Below are 20970 nucleotides of genomic sequence, written 5' to 3' on the forward strand. Positions count from 1 at the left end.
CGTATTTTATTAATGCAAGTGTAATTGCAGGGATACAACGAACCATCCCTCTTTTTTATTGATCAGTAACTGGTAATTGTCTCTATACAGCAGGTTCAGTCTGCGTTTCACATTCGTTAAACCTATCCCGGACGAATTATCTTTTACCTCTTCATATTCTTCATTGTATTTGTTCATCACAGAGAACTGTAATAAACCCTGCTTCGCTCTCAGTTCTATATCAATCCTGGCATCCGGTATCATACCTGTGCCATGCTTAAAGGCGTTCTCCACAAAAGGAATGAGCAGCATAGGCTCTATTTCATACCCATTCTCCGGTAGTTGCAGGTTCACATTCACCTGTACTTTCGCCCCGAATCGCTGTTGCTGCAGGTCAATATAACTTTGCAGATAATCTACCTCCTTGTCCAGCGCCACTTTGTCCTCATCCGCTTCGTACAGCATATACCGCATCAGGGAAGAGAGTTTGATGAGGGAAGGTTCCAGCTGGTCGGACCGCTTCCGGGCCAGGGCCACCATATTATTCAATACATTGAACATAAAGTGCGGACTTACCTGGGAGCGCAACAGGCTCAGCTCTGTTTTCAGATTCTCATTTTCCCTGTCACTGGCCAGTTGATCCGCTTCTACCTTGTCTTTAACGATCCTCCAGGTAGTACTACATGCAAGGATAAAGAGCAGGGTGAAAAAGCTAAAGAATATCGTAGGGCGTAAATCAAACTCCTCCGGCGAAATAAATATATTCACAAATATCCATCTCACTAATACCTGCACAAAAAGCATTAGCAGCAATATAACACCATATTGCCACCATTTCTTCTTATATACCAGTTTAGGTATCAGCACATTTGAGTTCAGGTAAAACCAGCAAGTCAGGAACACACAATTTATGATAAAGTGAATATGCCATAGAGGATCTTCTTCCTTGTGTCCATGATTTTTGTCTGGCGAAGGGCGTAATAAATATGGGAGGGTGAATAAGGTAACCCAGGCCACCGCGTGGAGTAAACTTTGAGCCCATTTTTTCGTATACCAGGCGGGTTTTATATCATTTTCTGTAACAGTCATTACTTTAATTCGTCCATTAAAACACTTCAAAAAAACAGAAAATAACTGGATTGCAACAGAAAATAGAGATGAATTACTCGTTTTTGGCGGCAAACTTGTAGTTTTCGCTTAATATTGCTGTTAATATTTTGTTATAATCATATCCAGATCCGACCGTCAGCAATAAATTCACTCAATCTTAAAGGGGGGTTCCAAATTAACTATGGTGCAAGCTAAAACCATTAACCCGGCGAATAATTGGTGGGGTGCAATCGCCGCCGCATTTGAGGATGGCTATATCGCTATTAACCAGGCAGGTCAGATCGTGGCCTTTAATCCCTCCGCATTGGAGATCCTGCAGATCTCTGAGGCTCAGATGGAAGATCCTGGCTGGTGGAAAAGCCCGTCTGCCGGTGCTTTAGGGCGCCTGTTGCAGGAGCAGAAAGAATTCGTTGGTCATAAGATCCAACAGGATGTACCTCACAAAAAGGACTGCTGGCTGCATGTCACCGGCAAGGCTTTGCATACATCTACTGAGACTGGTTATATGCTCACTTTCAGAGATGTGACCGGTTACCTTGAAATCTACCGTTCGCTCAATACCATCATTTCTTCCCTGGATGATATCATCCTCGAAATGACAATTGATGGCATCATCCTGCATGTATGGATGAACCGGAGCGCCCGCCTGACCCTGCCCTGGATGGAGATGCAGGGCAAATCTGCCTATCATTATATGCCTGATCGTTTAAAAAAGGAAATACAGCAATTGATCCATGAAGTGGTTATCTCCGGCAAGGAGGTTGTGAGGGTAATGCTGGATCCTTTGGATAGAGATCAACAGGTATGGTACCGCATCCGCCTGCTCAGGCCCGGCACTGCCAATAATACTATTATCCTCAGCATACACGATGTCACAGCAGAAAACAAGGCGAACCAGGAACTCAGAGAGGCCCGTAAACAGCTGGAAGATAGTCAGCAGGTGTTCAAGAGCGTCTTTGACTATTCGCCTACCGGCATTGCGTTGTTATCGCTGGATGGCCAATGGCTGGATGTCAATGCTTCACTGCTGGATACCCTGGGGTATACCCACGAGGAAATTTCCGGTATAGGTGCCTGCGACCTCATTCATCCCGAAGACCTGGATACGGCCATCGCCCAGATCCAGCAGATCAGTGACCGGAAGATCAATAGCTACAGAGCAGAACGACGATACCGGCATCGTGAGGGGCATTATATCCATATGTGCCTGGCCTGCACGGCGATGCTGAACCCGGATGGAACCGTCCGTTACCTGATCGTTCAGATGATCGACGTGACGGAACTAAAACACCTGGATTCGGAAGCCAGAAAGAAAAATATCATACTCCATGCCACCTCCATTGACCTCCAGCAAAAAATCAAACAACTCTTCGAACTCAACCAGATCATTGCCCATAACTTACGGGGCCCAGCTACCGCCCTTATCAGTTCAGTAGAACTCCTGCCTGAACTGCATAACATGCAGGAACAGCACACCCTGCTTAATCATATGAAGAATTCAGCTAATTCAATCATCAATACCCTCAATGACCTGAAAGAAGTGTTGGCCCAGCATGCCAATACAGATCTGCCCTTTACCCAATGTGACCTGGAAGATATAACCAGTAAGTTGTGGAGTTCGCTCAATCTACAGGTTGTGGAAAAAAATGCACAATTAAAAATGCATTTTCAAATTCCAGTATTATTATATTCGCGCCCGTATCTAGAAAATATTTTATTTCATTTGATAAACAATGCATTAACTTATACCCGCCCGGAAGCTCCGCCTGAAATTACCATTAGTACCTGGCAGGAAGAGGACCAGGTCGTATTGATGGTAAGGGATAATGGCATAGGGATTGACCTCCAAAAGCACAGAGAGCAGTTATTCAGGTATAAGAAGAAGTTTCATCGCGGTTACGAAAGTAACGGAGTAGGCCTTTTTATGGTCCGGAATCAAATCCAGACTTTTGGTGGTAGGTTGGATGTAAAGAGTGAAGTAGGGAAAGGAAGTAGTTTCTTTGTTTATTTTAATAACCGGGTACTCATAAAGAAGGAAGATGAATAAGATTAAAAATGTTTGCGTTGTTGATGATGATGAATTATTTCAATTTGTCATGCGGCAGCATTTTGAAAGACTGGAACTGGTAGAAAAGATCCATAAGTTTACAGATGGAGAGCAGGCATTGAACTACATTAAACAAAATCTGAATGAGGCGGATCATCTCCCTGACCTGATCCTGCTGGATGTAAATATGCCCTATATGGATGGGTGGCAGTTTCTGCGGGAATACGTTAAGTTAAAGCTGCCGGCAGGCAAGCAGATTAAGGTGTATGTACTGACCAGTTCTACACATGAAAGTGATTTGCAGAAAGCGAAGGAGTTTCCTTCTCTGGCAGGATACCTTGTTAAACCAATTGGAAAGAATATTATCAAAGAAATATTAACAGAATTATTACCAGCCTGAAGCCGAAACTAAAAGTTCCTTTTTCTCTGCAGGCCGCAGGCCCAGCCTCAAAAAAATACTCATTTGCCTGTGGTAAATGAGTATTTTTTTGCCATCTTATAATAGATGGATGGCCACCACTTATGCAACCAATATAGATACTTCTCCTTCCGCGCAATAATCACATGTTTTTTCCGCTTTGCGACCCCTTCTAATATTCGTGCAGCGCATTCCATGACCGGGATCCCTTTTATTTGTGCTTCATCCATCACCCCATGCGCCTCCCCACTCGCCGTAATCGCCGACAGTGATAAATTTGTCTGCACCCTACCCGGGCTCACAATCGTCACCGGCACATCCTGCTCCACCTGCAATGTTTCAAAATATCCCTTCAATGCATGTTTACTCGCTGCATACCCTGTCCTGCCCGGAAATCCCATCAACCCCGACATACTCCCTATCACCACCATATGCGCATTACTAACAGGCAATAAACATCCCGTGATCGCAACTGGCGCAAAGAAATTAATCTCCATCAACTGTCTGTAAACTTTGACCGGCGTTTCCACCGCCAGCGATCTTTGCCCGATTCCCGCTGCATGTATCACCATATCAATCCCGCCAAAGGCGGCCAATGCTGCTGCGGACAATGCGGCAAAATCTGCGGTATACAGATCTGCTGGTAATACTTTCACTGCAGTATCCAATCGCGCTGACAAAGTCTCTAAAGCCGATGCCCGTCTGGCTGTCAATATCAACCTCGCCTTTTTTCCTGCCAGCAATACGGCCAGCGCCTCTCCAATTCCTGAAGAAGCTCCCGTGATCCACACTATTTTACCCGTAAAATTTATATCATTCTCATGCATGACCCTGGTCATCTGTTAAAAAAATGGCGTATTGCATCTTTGCAATACAAGCTTAGTCACCATGAAAATAGAACAAATTTATACAGGATGTCTCGCACATGGGGCCTACTACATCGAAAGTGATGGAGTAGCAGCTATCATCGATCCGCTGCGCGAAGTGGCCCCCTATATCCAAAAGGCCGCCACTGCCGACGCCAGTATAAAATATGTTCTGGAAACACACTTCCACGCTGACTTTGTTTCAGGCCACCTGGAGTTGTCCAATATTACCGGCGCCACTATCGTCTATGGCCCTACGGCACAACCAGGTTTCCCCGCCTATGTAGCAAATGACAATGAATTTCTGTTCTTAGGCAAATGTACTATTCAGGTGTTACATACACCTGGGCACACACCAGAGTCTACATCTTATCTATTATACGACGAGTTTAATAAACCGGTGGCCCTGTTCTCAGGAGATACCCTCTTTATTGGCGATGTAGGACGTCCTGATCTGGCCCAAAAGGCCGCAAACATGACCAGGGAAGAATTGGCCGGTGTGCTGTTCGATTCCCTGCGCAACAAGATCATGACATTACCTGGTGATATCACTGTATATCCCGGTCATGGTGCAGGTAGTGCCTGTGGCAAAAATATGAGCCGCGAAACCACCGATACCCTGGCTAACCAGCTTGCGACAAACTATGCTTTGCGCAAAAATATGACCCGCGATGAGTTTATCATTGAAGTAACTACCGGTCTGACTACACCACCTGCTTACTTTCCTGAAAATGTGCGGTTGAACAAAGAAGGTGCTACTGAAATGGGTACCGTTTTGTCAAGAGGTCTCCAGGCGTTATTGCCAGAAGATTTCGAAGCTATCGCAGACGAAACGGGTGCACTCATTCTCGATGCCCGCGATCCTGAAGAATTTGCCACCGGTTTTATACCCGGTGCTATTAATATCGGTATTGATGGCAGCTTTGCTCCATGGGCAGGCACCCTCATTCCGGATATACAACAACCCATTCTTATCGTAGCACCTACCGGCAGGGAAGAGGAAGTGATCGTCCGTCTCGCCAGAGTGGGATATGATTTTACTATGGGTTTTCTGAAAGGTGGTATGCTCTCCTGGATGGAGGCCGGCAAGCCTATAGATAGGGTCATTACGGTAGAAGCCAGTTCCCTCACCGGTGGGGAGCATATTGTGGATGTACGCCGCAGAAGTGAGTTTGAAAGCGAACACGTTATGGACGCTATCCATGCGCCGCTGGATTATATCAATGACAGCATGCAACTGCTGGATAAAGAGAAATTGTACTACATACATTGTGCAGCCGGTTATCGCTCCATGATGTTTATCTCCATACTAAAAGCCAGAGGCTTCAGCCACCTGGTAGATGTTAGAGGTGGGCTCAAGGCAATCCGTGAAGCAAACAGACTTCAGTTGACTGAATATGTGTGCCCCCAAACCCAACTTTGACGTTCTTCATAGACTATACAAATAAACCTGCAAGGAAGCTGACTAAGAAGATACCCTTCTGCCGGAGGATGATCTTTCAGGTTGGCTTCCATTTTTGTTAGAAGTGGTTTGCTGCATTTTGCTGGCATGCCGATTGTCTTTACTTATCTAAAACTGATAAGCATGAAAACATTAGGTCTCGTCCTCATTATCGCTGGTATTGCCATGATTGTCATCAGAGGCTTCTCTGTAACCACCCAAAAGAAAGTAGTTGACCTTGGCCCCGTTGAAATCAATAAGAAAGAAAACAAATGGATTGGATGGCCTACCTATGCGGGCGCGATTGTCTCTGTTGTAGGCGTAGTTTTGGTATTGGGTGCCAGGAAAAAATAATCCTTACATTTACAGGCATAAAAATAGGAATATATGCCTGAATTGAAGAACGGACAGTTGCACGTAGTCATCGCTGAAAAAGGAGCGGAGCTCCGCAAAGTAACCCGTACAGACCTGCAGCAGGAGTATCTCTGGAATGCAGACCCTGCTTTCTGGGCCAAAACCAGCCCTGTACTATTTCCTATAGTGGGTACTGTAAAGAATAATACTTACACGTTTGAAGGAAAAAATTACACACTCAGCAGGCATGGTTTTGCAAGGGACAATGTATTTGCTGTTACTTCGCAGAGCGATACCCAGGTTACGTTCGAACTGAATAGTAATGAAGAAACCCTGAAAGTATACCCCTTTCATTTCCGTTTTGCTGTCATTTATGCAATTGAAGATGCAAAGCTCACTGTTACTTACCAGGTGGAAAATAAAGGTGTGGCAGACATGTATTTCTCTGTGGGCGCACATCCTGCATTCAAAGTGCCTTTGGAAGAAGGAGTTACTTACGAGGATTACTACCTTGCGTTTAATAAAGTAGAAGATACCCGTTTATATCTCCTGTCTGATGGAGGATTTGTGGAAAAGACACCTGTTCCTTTCCTGGAGCATACACAGCGCTTAGACCTGAAAAAATCACTCTTTTATAAGGATGCACTGGTATTTAAAGATCTTGCTTCCAATGCGATCTCCATTAAAAGCGATAAGAAACCACATGGTCTTACTTTGCAATTTGATGGATTTCCATTCATGGGTATCTGGGCGGCGATAGATGCTGACTTTGTTTGTATCGAACCGTGGTGTGGTGTAGCGGATAATGTGGATGCTACTGGTGAACTTACAGAAAAGGAAGGGATCAATAAACTGGGGGCTGAACAGGTATTTGAGAGAAGCTGGACAGCGGATTTCTTTTAATATGGTATGATATTTTCAGGTATTATGATGAGAAAAACGAACTGTCATGATACGAAAACTGAAATCAGGGAAGTATCGGATTTACTCACGTAAAGTAGATCCGAAGACACAAAAACGGAAAAACCTGGGAACGTTTGATTCGTTGGAAGATGCGAAGAAACATGAACAGGCTATACAATACTTTAAACATCATTAATAACCGCCCTTCGGGGCGGTTTTCTTATTTTTTAAAGGATTAACCCAACGCAGCGTTAAAGCCCATTTATATCTATCGCATAGCGATTGCCCCTGAAATGGCTTATCTCTTAAAAAAATAATAGTACACTAATTTGGTGGACTAATATTTTTTACTATTTTTGTCCCAATATCACTGTAATTTATTTTGTACAATGGCAAATACAGTACAAACCATTTATTATCAACCAGGATGTCCTAACTCAGCCGACCGCTGTTGTTGCCGCTAATTATATTTCTTCCATTCAATCACCTTTCCATCATAATAATCCTGACACGTGCTTTCCTATGTCAATCACAAGACATAAGAATGCCTCAAAACTGCAATATGCACACACATCTACATAACAAAGGCACGCCATCCGTGTGCTAAAAAAAGAAAGCCGGTAACTGCGGGAACAGTCACCGGCCGGATTTTAACAAGGCTCGTTATCGCTCTACTCAACGATTCGCATCGCTGGGCAGGCACCTTATTTTTTAATCGCTAACTACAAATTTAATGAAAAAAGTTCTCTTGCTCATCTCACTCACCCTGGGATTAGCACCTGTAACGTCGTATGCTCAAACAGTGAATGAACCAGTCATCAACTCCACACTCACCGGCATTGTCGTAGACAGCAAATCCCAAACCCCGCTCATAGGGGCTTTGGTAAGGATCAAAGGTACCACCAACCAGGTGCTCACTGACAATAAAGGGAAGTTCTTTTTCAAAACAGGACAAAAACTTCCCTACGTACTCGAAGCGGTTTATATAGGGTATAAAAAACAGGAGATCGAAGCCTCCAACTCACCACTCACCATCTCGCTGGTCGAAAACGAAAGCCAGCTCAACGAAGTCGTAGTAGTAGGTTATGGCACCCAACGCAAAAGTGACCTCACCGGCGCTGTAGCCAGCGTGAACAAAGGATTGCTGTCACAACCCGCTGCCTCTTTCGACAATTTATTGCAAGGCTCCGTACCAGGTATCAATGTCACCCAGAGCTCCGGGGCACCCGGTGCCACCGCCACTATCCGTGTAAGAGGTGGGAACTCCATCAGCTTTGGCAACGCCCCCCTCTATGTGATCGATGGCTTTATCATCTATAATAACAATGATAATGTAAATACCAGCGCGTCCAACGGGGTAGGGGTGAACGCCCTCTCTACCATCAATCCCAGCGATATAGAAAGTATAGAAATCCTCAAAGACGCTTCTGCCACCGCCATCTATGGCTCCCGTGGCGCGAATGGGGTAGTGGTGATCACGACCAAAAGAGGGAAACGCGGCCGCGACGAAATTAGTTACAGCACCTACTTTGGCCAGCAACAGGTGCGTAAAAAACTGCACCTCCTCAATGCCTCCCAATGGGCCTCTCTCATCAATGATGTGAATACAAGCACCGGCAGCACCAAAACCTACAGCGACTCTGCCATCGCTGCCCTCGGTGCCGGTACTGACTGGCAATCTGCCGCACTTCGCAAAGCGCCCATTCAAAACCACGAGCTCTCTGTATCTGGTGGCGACGATAAATCGAGGTACCTCATCTCCGGCAACTACTTCAACCAGGACGGTATCGTTGTCAACACCGGTTTCAAACGGTACTCCGGCAGGATCAATTACGAAAGAAATATTGGCGACAAACTGAAAGTCTCCACCAATATATTCGGTAGCCAATCCATCGAGGATAAACTCTATGGAAATAGCTATAACAGCATCAACTTCCAGAGCACCGCTTTCGCAAATTTATTACAGGTATCACCCGTAGTGCCTGTCTACAATGCAAACGGCACCTATTATACAGCCAGCCCTTATTCCTCAATTCCTACCAACCCTATTCAGGATTTTAAGTCCACCATTAACCGTACTTACATCCGTCGTATTCTCGGCAACGCCTCCGCAGAATACAAGATCCTCAAAGACCTCACCCTCAAAGTTACAGGCGGTACAGACCTCATTAATACCAAGCAAAATTATTACTCTCCCAGTTACGCGGGTTCGCCAGCTGGCAACAGTACCGGGTATTCTGCACAGGGCTATGCATCTGTGGGTAATATTGCCGCATCGACCTGGATCAATGAAAACACCCTCACCTGGGATCATACTTTCAGCAATAAGCACTTCCTGAACGTACTGGCTGGTTATACTACCCAGCACCAGGAAGATCAGTCTGCCGTAGCCAGTGCACAGAAATTCCCCAATGACCTGACTACATTCAATAACCTGAACTATGCAGGTACTGCTGTACTCTCTACTTCCGATGCACATGAGTCATCACTGAATTCATACCTTGCAAGAGCCAGTTATTCTTATAACCATATATACAATGTAACGATCTCCCTGCGTGCAGATGGTTCATCCAAACTGGGTAAAAATAACCGCTGGGGTTACTTCCCTTCTCTTGGTGTCTCCTGGAATGCAGGTAGGGAAAACTTTTTCCGTCCTGCCAGCGAAGTCGTGAATGACCTGAAATTACGTGCATCAGTAGGTCGTACCGGCAACTCCGAAGTACCACCTTATAGTTCACTGGCAGCATTGTCACCGAGCAATTACTACTTCAATGGTTCGCTGGTTACAGGTATTGCTCCTACACAGATTGCCAACCCCAATCTGAAATGGGAGACTACTACCCAATACAACGTAGGACTGGATGCAGGCTTCTTCAACAACCGCCTCACCTTTACCTTCGATGCCTATTATAAGAAGACGACAGACCTGCTGCTGAATGTACCATTCCCGCTCTATTCAGGGTATTCCAGTGTATTGCAGAATGTAGGTAGCGTAGAGAACAAAGGGATAGAGCTGAGTCTCTCATCGGATAATATCAAAAGCAGTTCCTTCAGCTGGAAGACCACCGCTGTATTTGCTGTGAACAGAAACAAGATCCTGAGCCTGGGTCAGGGAACCGATTACTACTACCCTTTGGCGCCAACAGGATATGTATCGCCGGTGATTGTAAAAGTTGGGTTGCCTGTCGGCAGTTTCTGGGGATATAATACCGCAGGGTTGCTTACCGCTGCAGACGTAGCGAAAGGTGTACCTTACCTTACCGGTGTATCTCAACAGGTAGGCGATACCAAATATGTAGATACAAATGGTGATGGTGCGATCACCACTGCAGATAAACATTACTTAGGCAGTGCGCAGCCTAAATTTACTTTTGGCTTCTCCAATACCCTTGCTTACAAAGGGTTTGACCTGTCCTTCTTCTTCCAGGGTTCTTATGGTAATAAGATCTTCAACTTCCTCCAGCAAAAACTGGAAATACCTACGCTCTCGCTGAATGCCTCTGCCACTTTGCTGGATAGATACAGTGCGACCAATCCCAACGGCAAAGTTGCGAAAGCCACCAACGCGCCTGTAGCACAGGTGACTGACAGGTATGTAGAAGATGGATCTTACGTAAAACTCAAAACACTTTCTTTAGGCTATTCCATTCCCCGCGATGTGATCCGCCAGTTACATATCAGTCAGCTCAGGGTGTATGTCTCTGCCCAGAACATCTGGACATGGACCAAATACACCGGCCTCGATCCCGAAGTCAATTTCTTTGATAGTGACAATACCAAGCAGGGTATTGACTACGGCGCCTATCCCAGCACAAAAGGTTTTCTCGCTGGTCTGAATCTGACATTCTAAAATTAACAACCATGAACAAATCGCTCATCATATTTTCTTTACTTTTCGCTGCTGCCTGCAACAAGCTGGAAGAAGATCCGAACTCCATCGTCACGGCATCGCAATTCTACAAAACGCAGTCAGACGCCGTTTCCGCCGTAGCAGCGGTGTACAGTACACTCAATACCGATGCTGCCGGCGACTTCGTGATCTATGGCCGTGACCTGAACCTCTTAACCGGCAACGGTAGCGATGACCAGATCTTTAGTCCATCCAATACCAATACAGATGTACGTGCATTAGGTACTGCGACTTATGTACCTGCCAATGACCGTATCAAAAAGAACTGGCAGCAACACTATTTTGGTATAAGCCGTGCAAATGTGGCAATAGACAATATTCCGAATATAGATTTCGATACCACCCTTCGGGCAAGACTGGTGCGCGAGGCCAAATTCATCAGGGGCTTATTGTATTTTAATATCGTACGTTTCTGGGGCGATGCACCTTTGGTACTGCATGATCCTACCAGCATCGATGTGAATGCACAAAAGATAAAACGTAGTCCCAAGGATAGTGTCTATGCACAGATCATTTCAGATCTGAATGAGGCGACCCTGTTGCCTAAAACATACACCGGTGCTGATGTAGGCCGTGTAACCAGTGGCGCGGCGCATGCATTGCTCGCTAAGGTTTACCTGACCAGAAGAGAATGGGCAAAAGCAGCAACAGAACTCAACACAGTGATCAATGGTGGTTATGGCTACGCCTTATTTGATAACTTCCTCGATGTATTCCAGCAGTCAACCAAGAATGGCAAAGAACATATCTTTTCTGTACAATTTGGTACCAACCTTGGAGCAAAGAACAGTACCAACTCTCTGAGCAGTAGTAACTTTAGCTCTTTCAATCCCGCTGTATATCCCGGCGATCAGCCTGCAGACAGTACTTTGTATCAATTGTTCGCCAGCTTTGATGCCCGTCGTGACGTGACGTTCTTTACACAAATGTATAATGCTGCCACTGGCAAGTATGTACAATTCGGCGCTGCACGCTTCGCCAAGTTCATCGACTATTCCATTTCTCCATTGACGAATCAGTCCATCAGTGGTATCAACTATCCTGTGATCCGCTATGCAGATGTACTGCTCATGCAGGCAGAAGTACTGAACGAGATCAATGGTCCCGGAGCCGATGCCTATGCTGCTATTAATCAGGTAAGGGCAAGGGCAAAGATCAGCAACCTCACAGCAGGCCTGAGTCAGGCAGCTTTTCGTGATTCTGTATTCCATGAAAGAAGAAAGGAATTCATACAGGAAGGCAATCGCTGGTTCGACTTGTCGAGAAGGGGAGGCACCTATTTGTACGATGCACTCAGGGTGTATCCTGCCAAGACAGGCGCTGCTTTGAAAGATACACTCTACCCGATCCCACAATCAGAAATAGATATTAATAACGAACTGACACAAAATCCCGGTTGGTAAAACTCACAAAACGCTATCAATGAAAAAACAATTTTTAGCAGCTGCTGTTATTCTCTCTTCGCTCGCTGCGACGGCTCAAACTTATCAGGGCACTGTCGGCCGCACCCTCGCCGAATCCAAAGAGTGGTGGCCTGAACCTGTGCGTCCGCCACAAGGTGCACCCAACGTATTGCTCGTATTGTTAGATGATGTGGGATTTGGTGCCAGCAGTGCTTTTGGTGGTTTAATCAGCACGCCGGTTTTTGATAGTCTGGCGGCTAATGGTTTGCGCTATACAAATTTTCATACAGCCGCCATTTGCGCACCTACCCGTGCAGCATTGCTCACGGGCAGAAACCAGCACTTTGTACACATGGGTGGTTTTGCACACTACTTTTCATCAGCAGGTTTCCCCGGCTGGGATGGTCGTATCCCCAGCTCTTCCGGTACCATTGCTGAAGTGTTGAAGAATGCAGGTTACAATACCTTTGCGGTTGGTAAGTATGGGGTCACACCTGATGAAGATACTTCCAATGCCGGTCCTTTCGACTACTGGCCTTCCGGCAAAGGGTTTGAACATTTCTTTGGTTTCCTTGGCTCACAAACAGATCAATATAAACCTGCACTGGCAGAAGACAATGTGAACATCCAACCTGATGGCCGTCACTTCAGTGAACAGCTTACTGATAAAGCCATCAGCTACATCGCACGTCAGCAAAAGGCGGCGCCGGGTAAACCCTTCTTTCTTTACTATGCACCTGCGGCAACACACGCCCCACATCAGGTACCTGCAGACTGGCGTGATAAGTACAAAGGTCAGTTTGACGAAGGCTGGGATGTATACCGCCAGAAGGTATTTGCCAACCAGAAGAAGCTGGGTATCATTCCTGCAAATGCCACCCTGCCTGCCCGCAATGCACGCATCAAGGCATGGAACAGCCTGAGACCCGATGAACAAAAGCTCTATGCACGGTTCTTCGAAGTCTATGCTGCATACCTTACCTACACCGATTACCAGGTAGGTCGTGTGATCAACTATTTAAAGAGTATCAATCAGCTCGACAATACCCTCATCTATGTGGTAATAGGTGATAACGGCGCCAGCAAAGAAGGTACGGACGAAGGTGTCGTTTCCAACAAACAAACACCGCGAGGTAATAAGAACCTCACCCGTGCAGCACTCACTAAATACAACGAAGAGAATATCGCACTCATTGGCACGCCGGAGTCAGACGCCAACTATCCTTTAGGCTGGGCACAGGCGACCAATACACCTTTCAAATTCTGGAAACAGGATGCATTTGCAGAAGGTGGTACCCGCAACCCGCTCATCGTGTTCTATCCAAAAAAGATCACAGACAAAGGAGCACTGCGTACCCAATACGGTTACGTAACGGACATTCTGCCTACTACACTCGAGGTGACAGGCGTGCCATTTCCTACAGCGATCAAAGGGATCAAACAGGACACCTTACAGGGTACATCACTGGCTTACTCTTTTGACAATGCAAAGGCCCCATCCCGTCATACAGAACAGTACTATTACATCTTTGGTAACCGTGCCGTGTACAAAGATGGCTGGAAAGCCGCAGCAGCACATCATCCTGATTACATTGATCTGAATGAGTATGCGGATACAAAACATGATGTACAGAAGGATTTTGACAAAGATGAATGGGAACTCTATAACCTGGATGAAGACTTCAACGAGCAAAATAACCTGGCTAAAAAGTATCCGGAAAAACTGGCAGAGTTGAAGAAACAGTTTGAAGAAGATGCTAAGAAATACAACATCTATCCACTCATAGACTGGGAAGATGTCTTTACAGGAAAATTAATTAATGCAAAAAAAGTAAAACGATAAGTCATGGTAGTGCAGGACATACTATTACTCATTAGGAAGATCATAGTGGGGATCATCATTTTCCTCATTCCATTGGGGGTGATCGGTCTGTTATTATGGTTGGTCAGGTATTTATTGTCTAACTAAAAAAACAAAAGGTATGAAAACGCCAGTAGTAACGCAGCAACGCATATTGAGAGATGTCATTATCAGCGTCTTCATTTATGCATTGCCGATCGTGCTGATGTTATTGTCTTTTAAGATTTCAGGTCAGCGGCCATGGAAAGATAAACCGGCGATAACTATTCACAAATAATAAAAACTCATTCACATGCTTGTACATATCGAAACCATTTTTCGCAATCTCAATGGCTGGGGACTACCTGTCATCATGCTGCTCATTGGAGTGATCGAATTTGCTTATGGACTCTATGAAAATCACTGGACGAAGAATGAAAAGGTGCTGGACATTGTCTGCTTTATCATACCTAAGATCATTGTAAGACCTTTCGTGGCTTACTTAGGTCTGTTATTATTCCCCCGTTTTCTGCCGGATGCGAAGAATGCATTTGCATGGGTACCTTTCTGGTGGGGATTTGCCATCATAGCAATAGCAGATGATCTTACACAGTACTGGTATCACCGGTTGCATCACCAGTTGCCCTGGTTATGGCGGTTTCATCGTACACACCATTCAGCGCCTTATATGGGGATGGCCATGGCGAGCAGGCAGAATGTGATCTATACCATTTTCTTTTCACAGATCTATTTGACAACAACGCTGGTGTACCTGGGATTAGGATATCCAGTATTGTTTGTAACAGGGGTGAAAGCGCTGATTACAACAGGCGCGCATTCCAGTATAAAATGGGACAAACCGTTTTATACCATCAAATGGCTGAAGCCAATAGGTTGGGTGATGGAGAGGGTGATTTCCACGCCTGCTACCCACCATGCGCATCATGCAGATACGTCAGATGATGGGGTCGGGTATTATAAAGGGAATTTTGGGAATATGTTCTTTGTCTGGGATCTGATATTTGGTACGGGGATTATAACCCGGCAATATCCTTCCGGGTATGGCATTAAACATTATAAACAGGAAGAGTGGTATGCCCAGTTTCTGTGGCCTATATTCAAATCTAAGAAAGAAGGAAGCGAACTGGCGGCTAACGGACCTATGGTAGGGGATGCCTTGCCGTTGGAGGCGCCTGCGGTGGTGGCAGGGTCATAATGAGCCCCACCCTTTTTTTTGAAATACGCTTTGCCACAGGCAAAGCGTATTTTTTATATTAAATGTTACACCATTATTAGGGAAATCCCTTCATACTCCGTATTTTACAATATCAACCTCAAATTATGAAATCACTCAACCTCGACATCCATCAGCAATATGCCGAGATCTATGATGGAGACAACTGGGTAGGGGTCAGTTTTTGCAGTGCCATTGATGGTGTAACCCCCGAACTGGCGTTCCAACAACCCCCTGGCCACCGTAATTCAATCGCCGCTATTGTAAAGCACATGACCCACTGGAAACAATTCGTCATACAAAAATTACAGGGCAATATCAATTACGACGTCGATCAGGAAGATTCGCTTAATGTCACTGATCTCGCAGCAGACCCGGCCGCAGGCTGGCAACAACTTCTCGAAGCACAGGAAAACGTACACGAAGACCTGCTGGACGCGCTTGATGACCTTAGTCCCGAAGACCTGGACACACCGGTAGGCGGCAGGGATTACGATATCAAATACCTGATCAATGGCGTAGCCCTCCATGACATGTACCATACCGGCCAGATAGAATTATTAAAGAAACAGCTACAATCACTATAACCCAAAAATAGCCGCAGGCTCTTTCAAAAGCAAGACACAGCCAGACAACGCCTGACGCAAGGTGCCACCCAGCACCTGAAATAGCCAGACAACGCCTGACACAAGGTGCGATCCAACGTCAATACCCATCCATCAAAACTTTCCCTCACATGTCCTGATTTTTTAAATACCTTTGCCCCGGAAGATAAAAAATTAGGAAAATGAACTTCAACCTGGATAAGATGCCCGAACGTACGCAACGGCCCCGTTCTAACGGCATCACAATGGTAACCGACAAGGGACTGAGCCTGCAAGACACAAAAGATTTCTTATCCGTTGCATCACCACATGTAGACATGGTAAAGCTCGCCTTCGGTACGGCCTACGTAACGCCAAACCTGAAGGAGAAAATAGACCTGTTCCATTCCTTCAATGTACCCGTCTATTTTGGTGGCTTACTGCTCGAAGCATTTATCATCCGCAACCAGTTCGATGACTACCTGAACGTAGCCAAAGAATATGGTATCAAATATTTTGAAGTATCCGACGGATCACTCAGTATCCCCCACGCTGAAAAATGCGGGTATATAGAAAAACTGGCAAAACTGGGTACTGTATTAAGTGAAGTAGGTTCCAAAGATAAAGACCGTGAGCACATCACGCCTCCTTATAAATGGATTGAGTTGATGAAAGCTGAGATGGAAGCCGGTGCTACTTATGTAATTGCAGAAGCAAGAGAGCAGGGTACGGTGGGTCTGTATCGTGACTCAGGTGAGGTGAGAGAAGGGTTGGTGCAGGAGATCCTCACAAAGATCCCCGGGGAGAAAATCATTTGGGAAGCGCCACGTAAGGATCAGCAATTGTATTTCCTGCGTTTGGTAGGTTGTAATGCCAATCTCGGCAATATATCATCAAGTGAAGTCATTTCTCTTGAAGCGATGAGAGTGGGTCTGAGAGGGGATAGTTTCCATTTTTATTTGTAGACTTATTTTATTTGTAAATAATTAAAGGCTCCCCGGGTTACCAAGGGAGCCTTTATTATGTAATTTCGAAATTGCTTTCACTCAGCAACCTCCATTTCCTATTATTTCAGTATACCTTCTATCTCTATTCCAACCTCAAATTTCCTTTTATTTTAAAATCCCTTCTATCTCCTCCAATTCCTCCACCGTATACCTCAAATTCCCCAACGCCCCCAGATTATTATCCAACTGCTCCACAGAACTCGCTCCAATCAACACCGTCGTTATCCGCCTATCCTTCAGCAACCATGACAGCGCCATCTGTGCCAGCGACTGACCTCTCTGCTGCGCTATCGCATTCAGCTTTGTGATCTTATCCAGCTTCTCCTGCGTGATCTGCTCCGCTTTCAGGAACCCGCTTGGCTTACTCGCCCTTGATCCCTCCGGAATACCATGCAGGTATCTATCCGTCAATAACCCCTGTGCCAGTGGTGAAAACGGAATACATCCCACACCATTGCTTTCCAGCACATCCAGCAAACCATTCTCCACCCATCTCTCAAACATAGAATACCTTGGCTGATGGATTAAACAAGGCGTACCGAGTGACTTTAACACCGCCAGCGCCGCCGCTGTCTGCTCCGCTGTATAATTAGACAATCCTACATACAGCGCCTTTCCTTGTCTGACTGCCGTATCCAGTGCACCCATGGTCTCTTCGATCGGGGTATCAGGATCCGGACGGTGAGAATAAAATATATCTACATAATCCAGCTGTAATCTTTTCAAACTCTGATCCAGGCTGGACAACATATATTTTCTTGAACCCCATTCTCCATAAGGCCCCGGCCACATATGATAACCCGCCTTGGAAGAAATGATCAGTTCATCCCTCAAATGACCAGTAAAATCTTTTTTCAGGATATGCCCAAAATTCTCTTCTGCAGAACCAGGCACAGGACCATAATTGTTCGCCAGATCAAAATGGGTAATGCCTTTGTCAAAGGCTCGGCGTACAATCTTTCTGCCGTTTTCAAAAGTATCGATGGAACCAAAGTTGTGCCACAGGCCCAGCGAAACCGCCGGGAGTTTGATGCCGCTTTTCCCGCAACGGTTATATTGCATGGAATCATACCGGTCACCAGCAGGTACATAAGCATTCATATTCGTGAAAATTTAGAATGCCCAAGATAGTGCTAATTAATCAATCTCTCAAGCCGGTTATCCTTTCAGCTGGCCGTAAACATTTATTAAAAGCAAAGAAAATTTTTCGCAACTTTCGCTCAGAAAAAGCTAAAATCTGCAAACCCATATGACCGTGCATCCCTTAAATTTATCATTATGAAAAATATTTTCCTGCTGATCATCTTATTCCCGGCATTCGCATGGGCGCAATCCTTACCTCCTTATCAGCCTTCTGCTGCTGAAGAAAAAACTGCTTACCAGCAAGCATCACAACTCGATTCCATCATTCGTGGCAAAGCTTACAAAACCACTGTCAAACCTCATTGGCAGGCAAACAATAAATCATTCTGGTACAAAAACTATTTAAAAGACAGCACTGCCGAATATATATTAGTGGATGCTGTCAAAGGCACAAAATCACCTGCATTCGACCACGAAAAAGTAGCTGCTGCTTTAAAGCTATCTGATAGCAAACATCTGCCGATCACAGATCTGCTGATAGAGAAATCTTCATTGAAATTTGCTGTCAAAGAGCAATGGTATGAATACAAAAATGGCCAATGTACACAGATAAAAACACCGCTGGTCAGCACGGCACAAACAGCTTTTCGTAATATCTCCCGCTGGTCTTTTCACGATGACAACACTGCCTCCGATACATCATCGCCCAACAAAGAATGGGTGACTTCCATACACAACGGCAATGTTTTCCTCAAAGCCACCGGCGCCACTGACTCCGTAACACTCACCACCGATGGCAATATCGATCAGCCTTACGGCGCATTGCAATGGTCGCCTGACAGCAGGTACTTCGTTGGCTACCGCATTCGTCCTGAAAAAATAGGATCCATCCACCACTTACTTTCTTCTCTCCCGGAACAGACCCGTGCCCGCCTGGATACAGAAGAATATGCACAACCCGGGGATCCTTTCACCTCCTTCGAAATGTTCATTTTTAATCCTTCAGATAAAAAGGCGACTAAAGTCAACACACCGCTCTACGACTTCCTCGGCAAGCCATACCTGCGCTGGCGCAAAGATGATCCCCGCTATTTTACGTACGAAAAAGCAGACCGTGGTCACCAGCGTTTCCGCATTATAGAAGTCGATGCTGCCAATGGCAATACCCGCGATCTGGTCGATGAAAAAACAAAGACCTTCATCTATGAATCCCGCATCTTCACACACTATCTCGAAGCAACTAACGAAATTATCTGGTCCTCCGAAAAAGACGGCTGGTACCACTTATACTTAATTGACGCCATCAAAGGCACGATCAAAAACGAGATCACCAAAGGGCCATACGTGGTACGCGACATCGACAGTGTAGACGAAAAGAAAAGAGAGATCTGGTTCAAAGCCAGTGGCATGAACCCTGGCGAAGATCCTTACAATATTCACTACTATCGCATTAATTTCGATGGTACGCAACTCGTATCACTCACAAAAGAAAATGCCCAGCATAATCTTTCTTTTTCACCTGACAGAACATACTACCTCGACACCTATTCCCGTCCGGATCTACCACCTGTCACCACCCTGCATCGCACTACCGATGGCAAACAGATAATGGAAGTAGAAACAGCAGACCTGCACGATTACTTCGCCACCGGCATCCGCCTGCCTGAAGTATTCACCGCCAAAGCCCGCGATGGCCAGACCGACATTTGGGGCGTAGTATGCCGTCCGCGTAACTTTGATAGTACACGCAGGTACCCTGTCATAGAAAACATTTACGCAGGCCCACAGGATGCTTTTGTACCCAAGACCTTCATGACGTTCAGCGAAATGCAAAGCCTCGCAGAATTGGGCTTTATTGTCGTTCAGATCGATGGTATGGGTACCGCCAACCGCTCCAAAGCTTTTCATGATGTATGCTGGCAAAATCTTGCTGATGCAGGTTTGCCGGATCGTATATTATGGATCAAAGCCCTCGCTGCAAAATATCCTTACGTCGATACTACACGCGTAGGCCTCTACGGCACCAGCGCTGGTGGCCAGAATGCTGCAGGTGCGTTGCTCTTCCATCCTGAATTTTACAAAGCCGCTGTATCTGCCTGTGGTTGTCACGACAACCGTGTCGATAAGCAATGGTGGAATGAACAATGGATGGGGTACCCGGTGGGTCCACACTACGCCGCGCAATCCAATGTGATTAATGCGAGCAAACTGAAAGGCAAACTCCTTCTCATCGTTGGCGAAGCAGACAACAACGTACCACCTGAATCTACCTACCGTGTTGTAGATGCCCTTATCAAAGCGAATAAAGACTTCGATCTGCTTGTGGTGCCCGGTATGGGCCATAGCGATGGTGGGCCGTATGGCAGACTGAAAAAGCGGGATTTCTTTGTTAAGAATTTATTGGGGGTGACACCACCTGATAGAAATTAACATTCGCTGTATAAAATTCTATCTGACTTTATATCTCAAATTAAGATCACCATTGCCCGGCAAATCTTTACTCCTTTTCATCATGTACGGGTGTAATTTTGAAATGATTGTAGCTACCAGCAATTTACAACCCCCAATGACCTTTAGTCCTCAATTACTACCCGTCTAAGAGGGGTATCCTTTGGGTCCTTTGGTACCTTATGCCACCGGCATTGTATAGTATATATCTACATTATTTTTCTGCGTAAATGCCGGTAATTGCCGGCATTTACGCATTCTATCCGATATCTTTATTATTTTACAATCGCCATTAACAAAGACATACCATGCCTTAAACATATCCTCCTATATTCATTCATCA

The 20970-nt window shown here is 45.6% G+C and carries 18 protein-coding genes; 15 read left to right on the forward strand and 3 right to left on the reverse strand.

The window, feature by feature from the left end:
- Positions 1-9: 9 nt before the first annotated feature.
- Entirely contained in the window at positions 10-882 is an 873-nt protein-coding gene (locus QQL36_RS19920) for a sensor histidine kinase (RefSeq protein ID WP_235643526.1), read from the reverse strand.
- A gap of 388 nt (positions 883-1270) precedes the next feature.
- On the opposite strand from QQL36_RS19920, the gene QQL36_RS19925 reads away from it, so the two are divergent.
- Positions 1271-3136, forward strand: coding sequence for a PAS domain S-box protein (locus tag QQL36_RS19925; RefSeq protein ID WP_321566562.1), 1866 nt, complete (start codon positions 1271-1273; stop codon positions 3134-3136).
- A complete protein-coding gene (locus tag QQL36_RS19930) occupies positions 3129-3536 on the forward strand; it encodes a response regulator (RefSeq protein WP_083721831.1) in 408 nt (135 codons plus the stop codon). The genes QQL36_RS19925 and QQL36_RS19930 overlap by 8 nt, the downstream gene beginning before the upstream one ends.
- 59 nt (positions 3537-3595) lie before the next feature.
- Here the strand turns inward: QQL36_RS19930 and QQL36_RS19935 are convergent, their stop codons facing one another.
- On the reverse strand, positions 3596-4393 hold the full coding sequence (locus tag QQL36_RS19935; RefSeq protein WP_321566563.1) for an SDR family NAD(P)-dependent oxidoreductase: 798 nt from the start codon (positions 4391-4393) through the stop codon (positions 3596-3598).
- Positions 4394-4442: 49 nt separating this feature from the next.
- Here QQL36_RS19935 and QQL36_RS19940 point away from each other — a divergent pair, with 49 nt between their 5' ends.
- The 12 genes from QQL36_RS19940 to QQL36_RS19995 all read left to right on the forward strand — a co-directional run bounded on the left by QQL36_RS19940 (position 4443) and on the right by QQL36_RS19995 (position 17054).
- A complete protein-coding gene (locus QQL36_RS19940) occupies positions 4443-5843 on the forward strand; it encodes an MBL fold metallo-hydrolase (protein WP_083721830.1) in 1401 nt (466 codons plus the stop codon).
- A 162-nt stretch (positions 5844-6005) separates the two neighbouring features.
- A complete protein-coding gene (locus tag QQL36_RS19945) occupies positions 6006-6215 on the forward strand; it encodes a hypothetical protein (protein ID WP_083721869.1) in 210 nt (69 codons plus the stop codon).
- Positions 6216-6248: 33 nt separating this feature from the next.
- Positions 6249-7118, forward strand: coding sequence for an aldose 1-epimerase family protein (locus QQL36_RS19950; RefSeq protein WP_083721829.1), 870 nt, complete (start codon positions 6249-6251; stop codon positions 7116-7118).
- A gap of 46 nt (positions 7119-7164) precedes the next feature.
- Positions 7165-7314, forward strand: coding sequence for a hypothetical protein (locus QQL36_RS19955; RefSeq protein ID WP_179091023.1), 150 nt, complete (start codon positions 7165-7167; stop codon positions 7312-7314).
- Positions 7315-7851: 537 nt separating this feature from the next.
- On the forward strand, positions 7852-10968 hold the full coding sequence (locus QQL36_RS19960; protein WP_321566564.1) for a TonB-dependent receptor: 3117 nt from the start codon (positions 7852-7854) through the stop codon (positions 10966-10968).
- An 11-nt stretch (positions 10969-10979) separates the two neighbouring features.
- Positions 10980-12431, forward strand: coding sequence for a RagB/SusD family nutrient uptake outer membrane protein (locus QQL36_RS19965; protein WP_321566565.1), 1452 nt, complete (start codon positions 10980-10982; stop codon positions 12429-12431).
- Between the two features lie 19 nt (positions 12432-12450).
- Entirely contained in the window at positions 12451-14274 is a 1824-nt protein-coding gene (locus tag QQL36_RS19970) for a sulfatase-like hydrolase/transferase (protein ID WP_321566566.1), read from the forward strand.
- Positions 14275-14277: 3 nt separating this feature from the next.
- Complete coding sequence (locus tag QQL36_RS19975) at positions 14278-14400, forward strand: hypothetical protein (RefSeq protein ID WP_255373858.1); 123 nt, start codon at positions 14278-14280, stop codon at positions 14398-14400.
- Positions 14401-14413: 13 nt separating this feature from the next.
- Complete coding sequence (locus QQL36_RS19980) at positions 14414-14569, forward strand: hypothetical protein (RefSeq protein WP_321566567.1); 156 nt, start codon at positions 14414-14416, stop codon at positions 14567-14569.
- Positions 14570-14584: 15 nt separating this feature from the next.
- Positions 14585-15487, forward strand: a complete 903-nt coding sequence (locus tag QQL36_RS19985) for a sterol desaturase family protein (RefSeq protein ID WP_083721825.1) — start codon at positions 14585-14587, stop codon at positions 15485-15487.
- Positions 15488-15612: 125 nt separating this feature from the next.
- The gene (locus QQL36_RS19990) at positions 15613-16092 is read left to right on the forward strand and encodes a DinB family protein (protein ID WP_083721824.1); all 480 of its coding nucleotides are present in this window, start codon (positions 15613-15615) and stop codon (positions 16090-16092) included.
- Positions 16093-16292: 200 nt separating this feature from the next.
- Entirely contained in the window at positions 16293-17054 is a 762-nt protein-coding gene (locus tag QQL36_RS19995; RefSeq protein ID WP_083721823.1) for a phosphosulfolactate synthase, read from the forward strand.
- Between the two features lie 147 nt (positions 17055-17201).
- Here QQL36_RS19995 and mgrA read toward each other — a convergent pair whose 3' ends face one another.
- Entirely contained in the window at positions 17202-18197 is a 996-nt protein-coding gene (mgrA, locus tag QQL36_RS20000; protein ID WP_321566568.1) for an L-glyceraldehyde 3-phosphate reductase, read from the reverse strand.
- Between the two features lie 177 nt (positions 18198-18374).
- Between mgrA and QQL36_RS20005 the strand changes: the two genes are divergently transcribed.
- Positions 18375-20609, forward strand: coding sequence for a S9 family peptidase (locus QQL36_RS20005; RefSeq protein ID WP_321566569.1), 2235 nt, complete (start codon positions 18375-18377; stop codon positions 20607-20609).
- The last annotated feature ends 361 nt before the right edge of the window (positions 20610-20970 follow it).

It is taken from the genome of Chitinophaga sp. LS1 (assembly GCF_034274695.1).
In the GTDB taxonomy this organism is placed as follows: Bacteria; Bacteroidota; Bacteroidia; order Chitinophagales; family Chitinophagaceae; genus Chitinophaga.